We start from the raw sequence: 15,538 nt of genomic DNA on the forward strand, positions 1-15,538 counted from the left end.
GCATAAAGAAAAACCTCTTCAATTAATTTTGAAGAGGTTTTTTTATTGGACAAGGTTATAACTTAACTCTTAAACTCGCTTGTTTTATGGAAATCGATATCTGGATAATCCTGTTTGGTTAAGTTGATCATGTATTCACTATCGGCCAAATAAACAGGATTAGCTTCTTTATCAAAGCCGATATGCTGTTGCTTACGCTTTACAAATTCATCCAGTTTTTTTCTATCGGCAGAGGTTACCCAGCTCGATCGGGTATAACTCAAGGTACGGAAACGGCATTTAGCGCCATACTCGTGCTCTAACCTGAAGTTAATTACCTCAAACTGTAGCTCACCAACAGCGCCGATCACTTTTCTGTTTCCGGGTTGCATTACAAATAATTGCGCAACTCCCTCATCCGTTAATTGCTCAATGCCTTTTTCCAATTGTTTGGTACGCATTGGGTCCATGTTTTCTACTTCTTTAAAAATAGATGGAGAGAAACTTGGGATTCCTTTGAACTGCAGTTTTTCGCCTTCGGTCAAAGTATCGCCGATTTTAAAGTTGCCACTATCGTATAAACCTACCACATCACCAGGCCAGGCCTCTTCTACAATACTTTTCTCATTGGCCATAAAATCCATCGGGTTGGAGAATTTCAGCTTCTTATCCTGACGGGTATGGTAATAAAATTTATTGCGCTCAAATTTACCCGAGCAAATACGCAAGAAAGCAATCCTATCGCGGTGTTTGGGGTCTAAGTTGGCGTGGATTTTAAATACGAAACCACTAAAGTTTTTTTCTTCCACCAATACATCACGCTCTTCGGCCTCACGGTGCTTAGGACTAGGGGCAATGTCAATAAAAGTATCCAAAAGTTCTTTAATACCGAAGTTGTTGATGGCACTGCCAAAAAATACCGGAGCAACTAAACCATCGGTGTACAGATCTTTATCAATCTTACCATAAATGCCGTCAACCAGCTCCACATCATCTTTTAGCGTGTTGATTTCGTTTTCTTTCAGGTAATTCAACAAAGATGGATCGTTTAAATCGCTTGCCGCCACAACCGAATCTGTTACTTTGGTTTTATCTGAATTGAAAAGATTTAAATGTTTATTGTAAATGCTATAAACCCCTTTAAAGGTATGCCCTTGCCCAATTGGCCAAGAAAGTGGGCATAAGCTAATATTCAGTTTTTCTTCAATTTCATCCAATAAATCGTATGCTTCTTTACCTTCACGGTCCATTTTATTGATGAAGATAATTACAGGGGTATTACGCATGCGGCAAACCGACATCAGTTTTTCGGTCTGTTCCTCTACACCTTTCACGCAATCAACCACTAAAATCACACTATCTACAGCAGATAAAGTTCTGTACGTATCTTCAGCGAAATCTTTGTGACCCGGTGTATCTAAAATATTGATGCGTTTTCCGCTATATTCGAAACCCATAACAGAGGTTGCAACCGAAATGCCACGTTGCTTTTCAATCTCCATAAAATCGGAGGTGTTACTTTGATTGGCTTTGTTCCTTTTAACCGCACCGGCCGTATTGATGGCACCACCAAAAAGCAGAAATTTTTCTGTCAATGTGGTTTTGCCCGCATCGGGGTGACTAATAATGGCAAAGGTTTTACGTTTTTCTATTTCAGGGTTAAGCATAATAAAAAGGAAATTATAAGATAGGCGGAAGCGTTAAAGAAATCTTGCTAAAAGAAGAATTTTAGATTTTTGCTCCATGAGGTTGCAAAGATACGAAAAACTGGCTAATTGCACTATCGCCCAGGGTTTAAAACCATCTCACGAAATTGGCCAAGGTTTAAACCCACGTCGATAGCTTAAAGATAAAAAACAAAATAATCCTGAAATTTTATAAATCATACCTATTTTTGTGCTAAAATGTTTAGCTTTATTCATCCCGCCGTTTATTGCAAACTAAAATTTTACTGCTGATGCCCACTTTAGAAGAAACTTCTATGCCCGCAGAAATTGCGGCTAAATTTGTAAATTACACGTCGAAACATGTTTTCTTAACCGGAAAGGCGGGAACTGGAAAAACAACTTTTCTACGCAAACTTATCCAGCTTACGCATAAAAAAGCAATGATCTGTGCGCCAACAGGCATTGCAGCCATCAATGCGGCAGGGGTTACCATCCATTCGCTTTTTCAGTTGCCTTTTGGTGCTTTTTTCCCTGATGCTGCTGGCAGTATTATTAATCAGAACATTACATTTAACTTCAATACGCCCCGTACAATTGTTAAGCATCTTAATATGCAGGGCAATAAGCGCCGCATGATCCAGGAGTTGGAACTATTGGTGATTGATGAAGTAAGTATGCTGCGGGCCGATATGCTGGATGCAATTGATTTTTCATTGCGCTACATCCGCAGAAATAGAAATGTGCCCTTTGGTGGTGTTCAGCTTTTGTTTATAGGCGATCTGCACCAGTTGCCTCCGGTGGTAAAAAACGACGAATGGAGGGTGATGGCCGGTTTTTATAAAAGCATTTATTTTTTTGATGCATTGGCTTTGCAGGATAATCCGCCAATTTATATTGAGTTGGATAAAATTTACCGTCAGGATGATTCGGTATTTATCGATCTGCTTAATAATTTGAGGAACAATACCATTACTGCCGAAGATACTGCCTTGTTAAAACAGCACTTTAAACAGGATTTCAAACCTGCTGCACATGAAAATTACATTACCCTAACTACCCACAACAATAAAGCCGACGCCATAAACAGGGAACGCTTAACCCAGCTCCAAACCAAATCGTACTTTTTTGAAGCCAAAGTGCAGGGTGAATTTAACGAGTATGCCTACCCAAATGATAGAAGTTTGGAACTTAAGGTTGGTGCGCAGGTAATGTTTATCAAAAATGATATGACCGCCGAAAAGCGGTATTACAACGGTAAAATCGGGGTGATACACCATATTGAAAAGGATACCGTAGAAATTGAACTGCCGGAGGATAAAACAGTCATCAAGATTTCGCCCTATACCTGGGAAAACGTAAAATACAAACTGAATGAGGCCACTAATGAAATTGATGAAAATGTTGCCGGCTCATTTATCCAATATCCGATAAAACTGGCCTGGGCCATTACGGTGCACAAAAGTCAGGGTTTAACATTCGATAAAGCCATTATTGATATCGGAGATGCATTTGCCCCTGGACAGGCCTATGTCGCACTTTCGCGTTTACGCTCGCTTAAAGGTTTGGTTTTAACTTCCCACCTGCGTGATAGCGGTTTGCAGCAGGATCAGAATATCCACTATTTTTCTAAAACAAAGCAAACTTCCGAGGTGCTGAATCAACAGATTAGTGCCGAAAGTTACGATTTCATCAGAACCTATTTATTATCGGCCTTTGATCTGAATCTGGTGCGTTATTACTTTAAAGAACACATGCAGACTTTTGATAAAAGCGAAGCAAAATCGACAAAACAGCGTTATGATAGCTGGACGATGGATCTTTATAAGGATTTCCAGAAAATTACCGCAACGGCCGATACTTTTATCAACCAGCTTAAAAATCTGTTTGCCCAACAAACGGAGCACACGCTATTTAATGTTTCGAAAAGGGTAGATGCCGCATTGAAATATTTCAATCCTTTGGTAAAAGGTATTTCTGATCAGTTTTTAGCCCATATTGAGGCAATAAAAGAAGAAAAACAGATTAAAACCTATTTAACCGAATTGCTTGAACTGGAGATTTTGGTATATGAACAGCTCAAAAAAATGCACAAGGGTAAAGCTTTATTACAGGCCATTATTGAGGGTAAAGAATTTAGTAAAGCCGATACCGATGCCTTGTTGAATACATCCGAGCGCAATGCACAATTGCAAAAGGCCATACAGTTAAAAGGAATTACCTTAAAGGTGAAATCGGCTGCTGAAAAGAAAAAGAAAGAACCCAAAGTAGATACCAAACTGGTTAGTTTCGAGCTTTACGAGCAGGGTAAAACCATCGAGGAAATAGCCAAAGAACGTGGTTTTTCTGTAGGTACCATTGAAGGGCATTTGGCATATTACGTTTCTACCCAACAATTGGATGTAAGCAAAATGGTGAAAGCCAATAAAATCAGGAATATTACCGATGCCGTTGAAAGCCAGAAAACAAAATCTATGGCTACCATCAGGGAGTTTTTAGGGAAGGATTATTCTTTTGGCGAGATTAAACTGGTGTTGGCTTCGTTGTTTCCATCGGAGGAGTAAGGTGATTTTTTACCACAGAGTTCACGAAGACAAGGCGCAGAGAAAACCGAGTATTATGCACGCAATTTATTAATAAATATAAGTGCAAATGGAAGAAGACTTATTAACAAGAATTATTATTGGATTGGCTATATATATTCATAATTATTTAGGATGTGGAATATCCTTATAAAGGAGTATTTGTATTGTAATCTAATATTAAATAAATTTTTAGTCACTTGCTTAAAACGATTCGTCATGCTGAACTTGTTTCAGCATCTTTCCTGCAAAATAGACCCTGAAATGAATTCAGGGTGACGACTATATTTGAATATTTAGAAAAAATAGGCTATTCTAATGGCAAATTAATTTTTAGAACGTGTTAAATGGTAATCAAAGAGCCTTTATCTAAATCCCGTGCAGGCTATGGTTCTCAACCATAAAATTCTGTTATCTAGGTAAATATTTGTGCATGCGGTGATTAAAAACCTAAAAATATTTATCTTAGCATTTGTGGAAAAGGTTAAAGTTTTAGCGCAGTATATGCCCGAACCAGCGGCACCGCTAATTGCAAAGTGGATAGATTATTTTCAGTGTGAATTTAAGATAGCCAAAACCCGTTCTACAAAACTGGGCGATTACCGGCATCCTTACCAAGGTAAGGGACACCGTATTTCAGTTAATTTCAACCTCAATCACTACGCTTTTTTGGTTACCACTGTGCATGAATTTGCCCATTTACTTACCTGGAATGATTTTAAGAATAAGGTAAAACCCCATGGCTCGGAGTGGAAAAAGAATTTTCAGCGGATGATGGTCCCTTTCTTTGAGATGAATATTTTTCCTGATGATATCCATAAAGCGATTGATAACTATATGTCAAATCCAGCAGCTTCAAGCTGTTCAGATTTACATTTATCGCGGGCTTTAAAAAAGTACGACAGTGATAAAACAGAAACATTACATTTAGAACAATTGCCCATCAATACTACTTTCAAAATTAAAGATGGCAGACGTTTTACAAAAGGCGAAAGGATTAGGAAACGTTATCGATGTGTATGCCTGGATGATAAGCGTTTGTATTTATTTAATCCTTTGGCTGAGGTTTTTGTGGAGGAGTAATCTTCATGATCGTCATGCTGAACTTGTTTCAGCATCCTTCCAGCTAAATAGACCCTGAAATAAATTGAGGGTGACGGCCTCCCTATCTACACAAACTTAAACTCATCGCCGTCAAACAAGCCTTTATCACTCAGTTTTAAATGAGGGATCACCAAGAGTGCCATAAAAGATAGCGTCATAAACGGTGCAAGCAATGTTGAGCCTAAATCTTTGGCAAACTGATCTATAGATGTATAACTTTCTGCAACTTTGTAGCCATTCTCATTGCTCATTAAGCCGGCAACTGGCAAGCCCAAAACTTCTTCTTTCCCATTTCCGAGCGCAACTACACCTCCGGTTTCCTGGATTACTAAATTTACAGCCTCGCAGATGCTTTTGTCGTCTGCACCAACGGCAATAATGTTATGGCTATCATGTGCAACGCTTGAGGCGATAGCACCAGTTTTTAAGCCAAAGTTTTTAACAAAAGAAACCGCAATTGGCGCATCGTGATAACGGTTTACCACAACCATTTTCAATACATCATTTTCTATATCGCTAATGATGTTTCCATTTTCAACCTTAGGGACAACAAACAGTTTATTCGTAATCAATTGACCGTCTAAAGCTTCAATTGCCGGAATTTCCTTTTGCCCGCTGAAGGGATAAATAAAATCTTCTTCCTTTTTTAAGTTGCAGTCAAAATGGTTTACCGATTCTTTATCTTCTACATGTTTTATCCAGTTGCCAATCACTTTGCCATTTTCGGCCAATAGTACACCATCAATATAGGTTTGTTTAACCTTAAAATTTTGAAGATCTTCAATTACAATGAAATCTGCACTGTCGTTTACCTGTAAAGCGCCAACTTCCAGCTTGTAATGAAGAATAGGGTTAATACAGGCAGCCTTTAGCACATTAAAAACATCGATGCCCTTTTTTACTGCCCTTGCGCAGATTTCGTTAATATGATTTTCTACCAAACTATCCGGATGTTTATCATCGCTGCAGAACATCATCATTTCTGGCCAATCGTTAAGCAGATCAATCAATGCTTCGAAGTTTTTGGCTGCACTGCCCTCGCGGATCAGGATTTTCATCCCGCGCTGCAGTTTATCCAAAGCTTCTTCGGCAGTAAAACACTCATGATCGGTAGAAATGCCTGCATTGATGTATTTTTGAACGGCATCACCACGTAAGCCCGGTGCATGCCCATCAACCGGTTTACCTAGCTTATGGGCGGCAGCTATCTTTTTTAATACCTCTTCATCTTTATAGAGTACCCCTGGGAAATTCATCATTTCGCTTAGGTATTTAATCTCCGGACGTTCCAAAAGTTTTTGGACATCTGTATGGTTCAACTCAGCACCTGCAGTTTCGAAAACAGTTGCCGGAACACAGCTTGGAGCGCCAAAATTGAACTTGAAAGGAACGGTATTTCCGTTTTCTATCATAAACTCAACACCTTCCATGCCGCATACATTGGCAATTTCGTGCGGATCGCTAACGGTAGCGACAGTGCCGTGCACCACGGCCAATCTTGCAAATTCACTCGGAATTAACATGCTGCTTTCAATGTGCACATGGCTATCGATAAATCCGGGGATGATAAATCCACTTCCTTCCTGCTGCTCAGCAATTTTGGTGATTGATTTTATCCTTCCACTTTCAACCTCCACTTCGCCAAAGAAAATATTTCGCTTTGTGATATTGACTATGTTCCCTTCGACTTTGAATGTGCTCATTTCTTTGTGTTTAACCGTCGTCATCCTTTCCATATTTTAACATCGGGATCAGGATCTTAGCTCAGAGATGCTGAAATAAATTCAGCATGACGATAAGTGTTAGTAATTCAATAATTTATCTATCGTTTCTGCTAGCCTAGCCTTCGCCAGGAAATCATCTTCTAAAACCTTACTCATTGGAATTGCCGTATCTAAACTTGCACAGCGCATTACTGGTGCATCCAGATATTGAAAGCAATGCTCTCCTATCCATGCCGATATTTCTGCTCCAAAACCATTGGTTAAGGTGTCTTCGTGCAGAATTAAAACTCTTCCCGTTGCTTTAACTGCTTCTTTAACGGCTTCTTTGTCCCAAGGCTGTAATGTGCGTAAATCAATCAAGGTTGCGGCTAATTCGGGATGGCTGTCTAAATAATCTAAAGCCCAGTGTACGCCTAAACCATAGGTGATCAGCGAAAACTGGTTCCCGGTTTTTAAAGTAACCGCCTTGCCTATTTCGGTGGTATAATAACCATCTGGAACAGGGGCCGATAAACTTCGGTACAAATACTTATGCTCAAAATAAAGTACAGGGTTTGGGTCTTCAATGGCCGCCAATAACAAACCCTTGGCATCTTGGGGGAAAGCTGGATAAACAATTTTTAAACCAGGTGTTTTGGTAAACCAGGCTTCATTGCTCTGCGAATGAAATGGCCCAGCGCCAGTTCCAGCGCCTGTTGGCATTCGCACTACCACATCAGCTTTCTCGCCCCAGCGGTAATGTGTTTTGGCAAGGTTGTTCACAATCTGATTAAAACCTACAGTTACAAAGTCGGCAAACTGCATTTCTACAACAGCTTTATAGCCGTTTATGGAAAGGCCTAAACCTGCGCCTACAATGGCCGATTCGCAAATAGGGGTATTGCGGACCCTAGCTTTGCCATATTTGGCCGTAAAGCCATCTGTAATTTTAAAAGCCCCACCATAATCTGCAATATCCTGTCCCATTAAAACGAGGTTTGGATATTTTTCCATAGCTAAATCCAATGCTTCAGAAATTGCATCAAGGTATCTTTTCTCACTTGTGGTTTGATCGGGATCGATTACTTCCTGTTGGTAAGGAAAGTACATGTCTGCTTCTTCCTGCGCCGCATCGGCTACAGGTTCGGGTTCGTTAAAAGCTTCCTCAACTTCCAGTTCAATGTCCTTTTTTACCTCAATTTTTATATCGATAACTGAATCGGATGTTAATACACCCTGCTCAATTAAATAAGCTTCATAATTACTTAACGGATCTTTCTTTTCCCATTCATCAAATAGCTCTTGGGGAACATATTTGGTGCCCGAAGCTTCTTCATGCCCGCGCATCCTAAAAGTAAGGCATTCTACCAAAACCGGTCTTGGATCTTTTCTGATTTCCATGGCCAGCTGGTTAATGGTGTGGTAAACTTCTAAAATGTTATTTCCATCTATCTGAACACCTTCTACGCCATAACCAATAGCCTTATCAACCAGGTTTTTACACCTAAACTGTTCTGATTTTGGTGTAGAAAGTCCGTATCCATTGTTCTCGATCAAGAAAATTACGGGGAGGTTCCAAACGGCAGCGACATTTATGGCTTCATGGAAATCGCCTTCGCTGGTTGCGCCTTCGCCGGTATAAACCAAGGTGGCCTGTTGTTTATTGGCGAGTAGGTCGGCTAGCGCAATGCCATCAGCCAAGGCCATTTGCGGGCCTAGGTGGGATATCATCCCTATAATTTTATAATCTTGCGTGCCGAAATGAAAAGAGCGGTCGCGGCCTTTGGTAAAACCTGTTGTTTTACCCTGCCATTGGGCCATTAATTTTTTTAAGGGAATATCGCGCGAGGTAAAAACACCTAAATTGCGGTGCATGGGCAAAATATATTCATTGCTTTGCATGGCCAAAGTACTGCCTACGGCAATTGCTTCTTGGCCAATGCCCGAAAACCATTTGCCAATTCTTCCCTGGCGCAAAAGCTTGAGCATTTTTTCTTCAACCATTCGGGGGTAAAGAAGTCTTTTATATAAATTCAGTAAGAATTTGTCGTCTTTATCTCGTCGGTTGAAATGCATATCTGGCTATTTTGACTATTTTTTCCGGACTTAAGATTCCTTGCTCTTTTTCAGTTCTTCCCACTGTTTGGCAAAAGATTTATCGGCAACTTTTGGCATTTCCCGGTATTTGCCCCAGCTCTTTTTAAAAAAAGTTTTAAGCATAAAGTTTTTAAACTTACCGCCAAAGAAATCCATCCACTTGCGCTTTTGCATCATCCTATTGAACATACTCCAACCAATTTCTTCTTTTTTGCCATTTTCATGGCCTGCAGTAGCATCTCGGCGGTTAAGCAGTAACATTTTATGGATATCGATTTTAACGGGGCAAACTTCCGAGCATTTGCCACAGAGGCTTGATGCATAGCTTAGGTGCTTAAACTCCTCCATGCCTTTTAAATGCGGTGTAATTACCGATCCTATAGGCCCACTGTAAGTAGTATTGTAGGTATGGCCACCAATGTTTTTATAAACTGGGCAGGCATTTAAGCATGCACCACAACGGATGCAGTATAAGCCCTGCCTCTGATCTTTTTGTGCCAATAAATTGGTGCGGCCATTGTCCAGAAGAATGACATACATTTCTTCGGGACCATCAGTCTCGTTGGGCTGGCGTGGACCACTCAAAATGGTGTTATAAACAGTTAAATTCTGTCCGGTTCCATGCGAGGCCAGCAGCGGCCAAAAAAGATCCAGGTCTGCAATAGATGGGATTACCTTTTCGATACCAACAATAGCAATATGAATTTTAGGGAAAGTTGTGCTTAAGCGCGCATTTCCTTCATTTTCGGTAATGGCAATGCTGCCCGTATCGGCAATAAGAAAATTACCGCCACTAATTCCGATGTCGGCATTTAAGTATTTATCTCTTAGTAATTCCCTTGCTTTTTGTACCAGTTGCGGTGGTGTGGAATCAATAGGGGTGCCAAATTTATCGTGAAACAGTTGGGCAATATCGGCCGCACTGAGATGCATGGCTGGTGTCACGATATGATATGGTGCCTGGCCAAGCAACTGAACAATGTATTCACCCAGGTCACTTTCTAAAGATTCGATGTTGTTCTTCTCTAAAAAATCGTTCAGGTGAATTTCTTCGGTAGTCATCGATTTTGATTTGATAACTGTTTTACCGTTGTTTCTTTTAATGATGTTGAGGATTTCCTGTTGGGCTTCTTCGGCATCGTTGGCCCAGATTACTTTACCACCCCGACGTTGAAAATTGGATTCGAACTCGGGTAAAAATTTATCCAGGTTTTCCATTACACGCCATTTGATCACGTGTGCCTTTTTTTTGGATGCCTCTAAATTTTCGAATTTTGATAAGCCGCGCTCAACAGCTGCATTGTATTTACCAATATTGTAGTTTATGGTTTTACGATGCGGTAAATCGAAAGCTTTCTCATCAGATTTCTCTAAAAATTCTTCGGCTATATTCATCAATTGTGGTTTTTGTAATAGGTAACGACTATTAGCTAATTTTAGTTTTAGCCTCTTCGTTATAAAAACCAAAGATAGGAAACCCTATTGAGTTTATTTTTAGAAAAATTAAGCCATGCTGAAAAAAAAGACATGTTTTCTAGGTGTATTCTTTAAAATCGCTAAGTAATTCGTCAAAATCATCGCTCATTTTCATCCTTCCTTTTAGTAAGCCAAGTTTTCTGGTTTTTTGTTCTATATCACGTTTTTTTGCTGCCTTTTGCAAAATAAAATCAATAAAGTTTTCAACCTCTTGTTGGTTGGCAACAGGAATCATTTTGATTTTTTCTAGTATATGCAAATGGTCCATAAACTTGTTTTGTTAAAAATAACATTTTGATTTTAAAATATAACCTCTATTCGATTAGTATTTATTAGGGCCATTAATTTTATGGCCAAATAAAGAGTTCGATTGTCATACTTTCCCAAATATTTAGGATGAGCATCTTTCCTGTAATATAGACCCTGAAATAAATTCAGGGTGACGGTTATTATCTAGGATGTTAAAGTAGACCTCTAAGTATGTATGAATGTCAAACTCAGGTTATAATATGGAGGAGTTCAAGCATAAAAAAAGCCCCGATATTTTGCCGGGGCTTGGTATTTTTACTTTATTATTTCTTCGGATTGCCTTTTCCATCCATATCTACTGCCGGACGTTTAGCTCTGTTGGCCAATTCCCATGCGGTAAAATAGGTTAACTTTGCTCTTTTTGACAAAAGCGGGAAGTTAATTTTACTTACTTCATCACCTGGTTTGTGGTAGTCCTGCTGTAACATTCCATCATAATAGAAAATGATCGGAATACCTAACTTTGCAAAGTTATAGTGGTCTGAACGGTAATAAATCTGCTCAGGATCTTTTGGATCATCGTATTTATAATCCAATTTCATTTTGGTATAAGTTGCATTAACCTGCTCACTGATATTAGCTAAATCGCTGCTCAACATTTTAGAACCTACCGAATAAATGTAGTTTGCAGAATCTGGTTTACCCAAATATTCTTCGCCGGTACGGCCAATCATATCGGTATTTAAATCAGCAATTGTATTTTCTACTGGGAAAACAGGGTGCTCAGAGTACCATTCAGAACCCCAAAGGCCTTTTTCTTCTCCAACAACAGTCATAAATAAAATACTGCGTTTAGAGCCTTTACCAGCTTTTTTGGCATCGGTAAATGCTTTTGCCATTAATAAAACACCAGTTGTGCCCGATCCGTCATCATCTGCACCATTGTTTACTTTATCTGTTGCATTTGGATCGGTTACTAAGCCAATATGGTCATAGTGGCCTGTAAGAACCAAAACTTCCTTTTTAAGTACTGGGTCAGAACCTTCTAAATAACCTAAAACATTTTCGCATCTAACCGGTGTTTCAGTTTTTGCAGCGCTTGCAGAAAATGGAACACTCAAAACCTGTGAAGCAGGAGTTACGCTTTCGGTTATTTTCTTTTGTAAATCGGCAACAGTTGTATTGGTTGCTTTTAAAAGATCGTTGGCTACTGCAACTGATATTGAAATACGTGGAATTTCATTTTGTTTTTGAGCTTCGATAGCAGCATTGGTTTTAACCATTACGCGGCCTTTGTTCTGCGCTTGTTTAGAACTTTCGGTAATCCGGTCAACACTTGGATCGATTAAAATGATAGCCTTAACATTGTTCTCGGCAAAATATTTCGCTCTGGCATCAAGCATGGCACGATTGGCAGCCCTATCAATCCTTGCACCTGGTTTAAGGGTTGGATCGCCGCCATTGAACATCATAACCACTTTTCCTTTAATATCTGTTCCGGCAAAATCGTTATAGTTATCCTTTTTTATTCCGTAACCGATAAATACCACCTGGTCGGTAGAAAAAGTAAAACCTTTATCGCTGATCAGAGTAGGCAATACAACGTAATCTTTCTGGTATTCTTTAGGCTGTCCGTTTACTGTTACATGACTCTCTTTCAAAGTAACATTAACCAGATCAATTTTCTGAAAATAACCGCCATCAACAGGGCCTTTTAAACCGAGTGATTTAAAATAATCGCGGATGTAATCTGCCGCCATCCAAGCGCCTTTAGTACCGGTTTCACGTCCTTCGTAAGCATCAGATGCCAATACCGATAGGTGTTTGTAGGCATTCTCTGGGTTAATGGCCTTACTAAATTTTATCGCATCCTTATTGGGAACGAGTGGTTTAATCTGGCCGAAGCAGCTCGCTGTTACAAGCGAAGCCACGCCAAGGGCTAAAAATTTTTTATTCATTTATGATAATAGTTAGTTGAGTTTCTTGTTAACACGAAATTTTTTCAACCCTGTTCTGGTGACGACCGCCCTCAAATTCCGTAGTTAAAAAGGTATCCGTAATTTCTTTTGCCAATGCTGCCGATACAAATCTTGCTGGAATACACAAAACATTTGCATTATTATGTTTGCGCACTAACGAAGCCACCTCATTTTCCCAGCATAAGCCAGCCCTAATGTGCTGATGCTTATTTGCGGTTATGGCTACACCATTTGCCGAACCACAAAGTAAAATGCCATAGGTAAAATCTCCACTTTCTACCGCTGAAGCAACCGGATGGGCAAAATCCGGGTAATCAACAGAGCTGTCTGAATAAGGACCAAAATCTTTGACTTCGTAATCCTTCAAAAAATCTTTTAATATTTCTTTGTACTCAAACCCGGCGTGATCCGCTCCAATAGCAATTTTTATTTTTGTATCAGACATTGTCAAATTTATAGAGAATTATGAAATCTGTTCGTAATGTTTTTGTTAGTTAGCATAGAAAGCAGTTTCGGCCTTTTTCTTCTTTTTTTCAATGTATGCAGAAACAAAAATACTAAGCTCGTACAACAAGAACAAAGGAGTTGCTACGATTAACATGGTCATAATATCAGGTGTTGGCGTAACAATGGCAGCAATAATCAAGATAATTACGGCGGCATATCTTCTGCTCGATCTCATTAATTTTGGGGTCATTAAACCCAGCTTCGATAGGATGAAAATAATTACCGGAAGCTCAAAGATAATGCCTGTACCCAAAGTTAGGGTAGCAACTGATGAAAGGTATGAATCGACAGTGAAGGTATTTTTGATTTCGGCACTTACCGTATAACCTGTTAAAAAGTTAACGGATAACGGGCAAACTACAAAATAGCCAAAAAAGATACCTACGATGAAAAGGATAGATGCAAAAAAAACAAAACCGCTGGCCGATTTACGTTCATTATCATGTAGGGCCGGTTTAATAAAGCGCCATATTTCCCACAACAGGTAAGGGAACCCGACCACGATACCGCACATTACGCAAACATTTAACTGAAGGTTAAACTGACCTGCCATTTCGGTATTGATAATTTCGCCGTTAATTTTGGTAATACACATATCCTTACCTAAGGATGGAAAGTGTTCTACCAGCTTACACATCATGCGGTAGGTCCAGAAATCAGGTTTCTTTGGGCCGAAGATAATTTTATCCAGAATTTCTTCATTAAAGTAGAAAGCGATACCGGTAAAAACGGCGATGGCAATTACGGCTCTGATTAAGTGTTTGCGGAGAACATCCAGGTGATCGAAGAAAGACATTTCTGCCTCTAATGTGGTGCTCTTTTGTCCGATAGCTTTTGTAAGTAGATTTTTTTTAGTGTCGCTCATGTTGAAAACAAAAATACCATTCTATTTGAATAGAATGGTATTTACGTGTTAAATATAGAAATAGTTTATATTATTATGAGAAATGCTTCAAAAAATAGAATATAGCCTTGGCTGTAATTTTAAGGTTGCCCTGTAATTATGCTCAGTTGCTTTAAATTTGCAGCATTGGTATAATTAAATTGGTATACGCCCTCTTCTCCTGTAACGATTAAAGATTTAGGGCCAGCAATAACATCAAAACTTTTGATATTACTTAAGTGCTGCAGCATATTGTTGCCGATTTTGGTTTTATCAGCAATGCTGAAGCTCTTTATTCCATAGGCACCTTCGCAGAGAAACAAGTTATCTCCACTCGTACTTAGGCCATGTGGATTTTGCATGGGATAAACCGCAACCTGTTTCGGCTTGGTTGGATCTTCTATATCTACAACTTCTAGTTGATTGCTTGCTTGCCTGCACATGTTGCCTGTACGCAAAGTAACGTAAGCATATTTTCCTTGTACCACAACAGGATCGCAGGCAAAAATATGGCTGTAGGTAGAAAGTTGTACGGGATTGGCCGGATCGGCAGCACTAAAAATATGCATACCTCGATTCGTACCAATAAATAATTTGCTTTCGTAAGGGAAGATGGTTTCAACACCCCAACCTAGGCTAATTGCCTTTAAAAAAGTTGGGTTTGAGGCATTTTTAATGTCAAACAAACTTAAATTATTCATCCCAACAGTGTATAAGTAGTCGTTCATCAAGGTAAATCTGGCCATCGAGCCACCCTGACCAGAAGCATTACTGCTGCTGTAAGTGGCAGCGTCGTAATATAGTTTTTCCTTGTTTGTCTGTTTTTTGATTAGGGTATCCTTATAGTAGTAAAGATATTTTTGAGCACCGGGGGTATACAATTGATTGAAAACATCAGTTACTCTTTTAACCTGTTTGATATTGCTCATGTTTGAGATATCAAAGGCCAGTAAATCAATAAAGTTATCGGCGTAAAGGATATTGTTGCGGACTGCTAGATCTACGTTTCCTGGAATTTGAAGAAAACCCACATTTACAGGGGCAATTGGATTGGTGTTGTTGTAGATATGAATGCCTTCATTGGGTTCGTTAATGAATAGATAATCGTTGTAAAGGTATATTTTTCCTGTTTTTTTCGCTTGCGTAGCTTTGGTCATTCCTACAGGCAAAGCTCTCATTTGCTGAACAGAAATCATTTTCACAATCTGTACCTTTTCATACTCGTCTTTTTTACAGCCGGTAAATACCGCGAACGCAAATAGGAGAAGTAATGCGTTAATTAGATTTTTTTTCATAATCGGAGTGTTTTGTTATT

The 15,538-nt window shown here is 39.3% G+C and carries 11 protein-coding genes; 2 read left to right on the forward strand and 9 right to left on the reverse strand.

Annotation, left to right across the window (positions count from 1 at the left end; translation table 11 throughout):
* Positions 1 to 62: 62 nt before the first annotated feature.
* Positions 63 to 1,646 (reverse strand): peptide chain release factor 3, encoded by a 1,584-nt coding sequence (locus ACS5PU_RS22295; RefSeq protein ID WP_439461371.1) that lies wholly within the window; start codon positions 1,644 to 1,646, stop codon positions 63 to 65.
* A gap of 290 nt (positions 1,647 to 1,936) precedes the next feature.
* Here ACS5PU_RS22295 and ACS5PU_RS22300 point away from each other — a divergent pair, with 290 nt between their 5' ends.
* A complete protein-coding gene (locus ACS5PU_RS22300; protein WP_439461372.1) occupies positions 1,937 to 4,207 on the forward strand; it encodes a helix-turn-helix domain-containing protein in 2,271 nt (756 codons plus the stop codon).
* A 492-nt stretch (positions 4,208 to 4,699) separates the two neighbouring features.
* Positions 4,700 to 5,308, forward strand: coding sequence for a SprT-like domain-containing protein (locus ACS5PU_RS22305; RefSeq protein ID WP_439461373.1), 609 nt, complete (start codon positions 4,700 to 4,702; stop codon positions 5,306 to 5,308).
* Between the two features lie 86 nt (positions 5,309 to 5,394).
* On the opposite strand, the gene ade is transcribed toward ACS5PU_RS22305, so the two are convergent.
* From ade to ACS5PU_RS22345, 8 genes are all read right to left on the reverse strand, one after another.
* Positions 5,395 to 7,032 (reverse strand): adenine deaminase, encoded by a 1,638-nt coding sequence (ade, locus tag ACS5PU_RS22310; RefSeq protein WP_439461374.1) that lies wholly within the window; start codon positions 7,030 to 7,032, stop codon positions 5,395 to 5,397.
* A 99-nt stretch (positions 7,033 to 7,131) separates the two neighbouring features.
* On the reverse strand, positions 7,132 to 9,108 hold the full coding sequence (locus ACS5PU_RS22315) for an alpha-ketoacid dehydrogenase subunit alpha/beta (RefSeq protein WP_439461375.1): 1,977 nt from the start codon (positions 9,106 to 9,108) through the stop codon (positions 7,132 to 7,134).
* A gap of 30 nt (positions 9,109 to 9,138) precedes the next feature.
* A complete protein-coding gene (locus ACS5PU_RS22320) occupies positions 9,139 to 10,524 on the reverse strand; it encodes a LutB/LldF family L-lactate oxidation iron-sulfur protein (RefSeq protein ID WP_439461376.1) in 1,386 nt (461 codons plus the stop codon).
* 139 nt (positions 10,525 to 10,663) lie between these two features.
* Positions 10,664 to 10,873: a type II toxin-antitoxin system VapB family antitoxin gene (gene vapB / locus ACS5PU_RS22325; RefSeq protein WP_439461377.1), complete on the reverse strand. Its 210-nt coding sequence runs from the start codon at positions 10,871 to 10,873 to the stop codon at positions 10,664 to 10,666.
* Between the two features lie 304 nt (positions 10,874 to 11,177).
* Positions 11,178 to 12,812, reverse strand: a complete 1,635-nt coding sequence (locus ACS5PU_RS22330; protein ID WP_439461378.1) for a M28 family peptidase — start codon at positions 12,810 to 12,812, stop codon at positions 11,178 to 11,180.
* Positions 12,813 to 12,840: 28 nt separating this feature from the next.
* Complete coding sequence (rpiB, locus tag ACS5PU_RS22335; protein ID WP_439461379.1) at positions 12,841 to 13,278, reverse strand: ribose 5-phosphate isomerase B; 438 nt, start codon at positions 13,276 to 13,278, stop codon at positions 12,841 to 12,843.
* 45 nt (positions 13,279 to 13,323) lie between these two features.
* Positions 13,324 to 14,205: a twin-arginine translocase subunit TatC gene (gene tatC / locus ACS5PU_RS22340; RefSeq protein WP_439461380.1), complete on the reverse strand. Its 882-nt coding sequence runs from the start codon at positions 14,203 to 14,205 to the stop codon at positions 13,324 to 13,326.
* Between the two features lie 119 nt (positions 14,206 to 14,324).
* Positions 14,325 to 15,518, reverse strand: a complete 1,194-nt coding sequence (locus tag ACS5PU_RS22345; RefSeq protein WP_439461381.1) for an LVIVD repeat-containing protein — start codon at positions 15,516 to 15,518, stop codon at positions 14,325 to 14,327.
* Positions 15,519 to 15,538 lie beyond the last annotated feature (20 nt).

Source organism: Pedobacter sp. GSP4 (assembly GCF_051857575.1).
Taxonomy (GTDB): Bacteria; Bacteroidota; Bacteroidia; order Sphingobacteriales; family Sphingobacteriaceae; genus Pedobacter.

Excerpts from the sequence above, each read along its gene's own strand:
- ACS5PU_RS22345 (WP_439461381.1), bottom strand. The coding sequence starts at position 15,518 with ATGAAAAAAAATCTAATTAACGCATTACTTCTCCTATTTGCGTTCGCG.
- ACS5PU_RS22330 (WP_439461378.1), bottom strand. The coding sequence starts at position 12,812 with ATGAATAAAAAATTTTTAGCCCTTGGCGTGGCTTCGCTTGTAACAGCG.
- tatC (WP_439461380.1), bottom strand. The coding sequence starts at position 14,205 with ATGAGCGACACTAAAAAAAATCTACTTACAAAAGCTATCGGACAAAAG.
- ACS5PU_RS22295 (WP_439461371.1), bottom strand. The coding sequence starts at position 1,646 with ATGCTTAACCCTGAAATAGAAAAACGTAAAACCTTTGCCATTATTAGT.
- rpiB (WP_439461379.1), bottom strand. The coding sequence starts at position 13,278 with ATGTCTGATACAAAAATAAAAATTGCTATTGGAGCGGATCACGCCGGG.
- vapB (WP_439461377.1), bottom strand. The coding sequence starts at position 10,873 with ATGGACCATTTGCATATACTAGAAAAAATCAAAATGATTCCTGTTGCC.
- ACS5PU_RS22320 (WP_439461376.1), bottom strand. The coding sequence starts at position 10,524 with ATGAATATAGCCGAAGAATTTTTAGAGAAATCTGATGAGAAAGCTTTC.
- ACS5PU_RS22315 (WP_439461375.1), bottom strand. The coding sequence starts at position 9,108 with ATGCATTTCAACCGACGAGATAAAGACGACAAATTCTTACTGAATTTA.
- ade (WP_439461374.1), bottom strand. The coding sequence starts at position 7,032 with ATGAGCACATTCAAAGTCGAAGGGAACATAGTCAATATCACAAAGCGA.
- ACS5PU_RS22300 (WP_439461372.1), top strand. The coding sequence starts at position 1,937 with ATGCCCACTTTAGAAGAAACTTCTATGCCCGCAGAAATTGCGGCTAAA.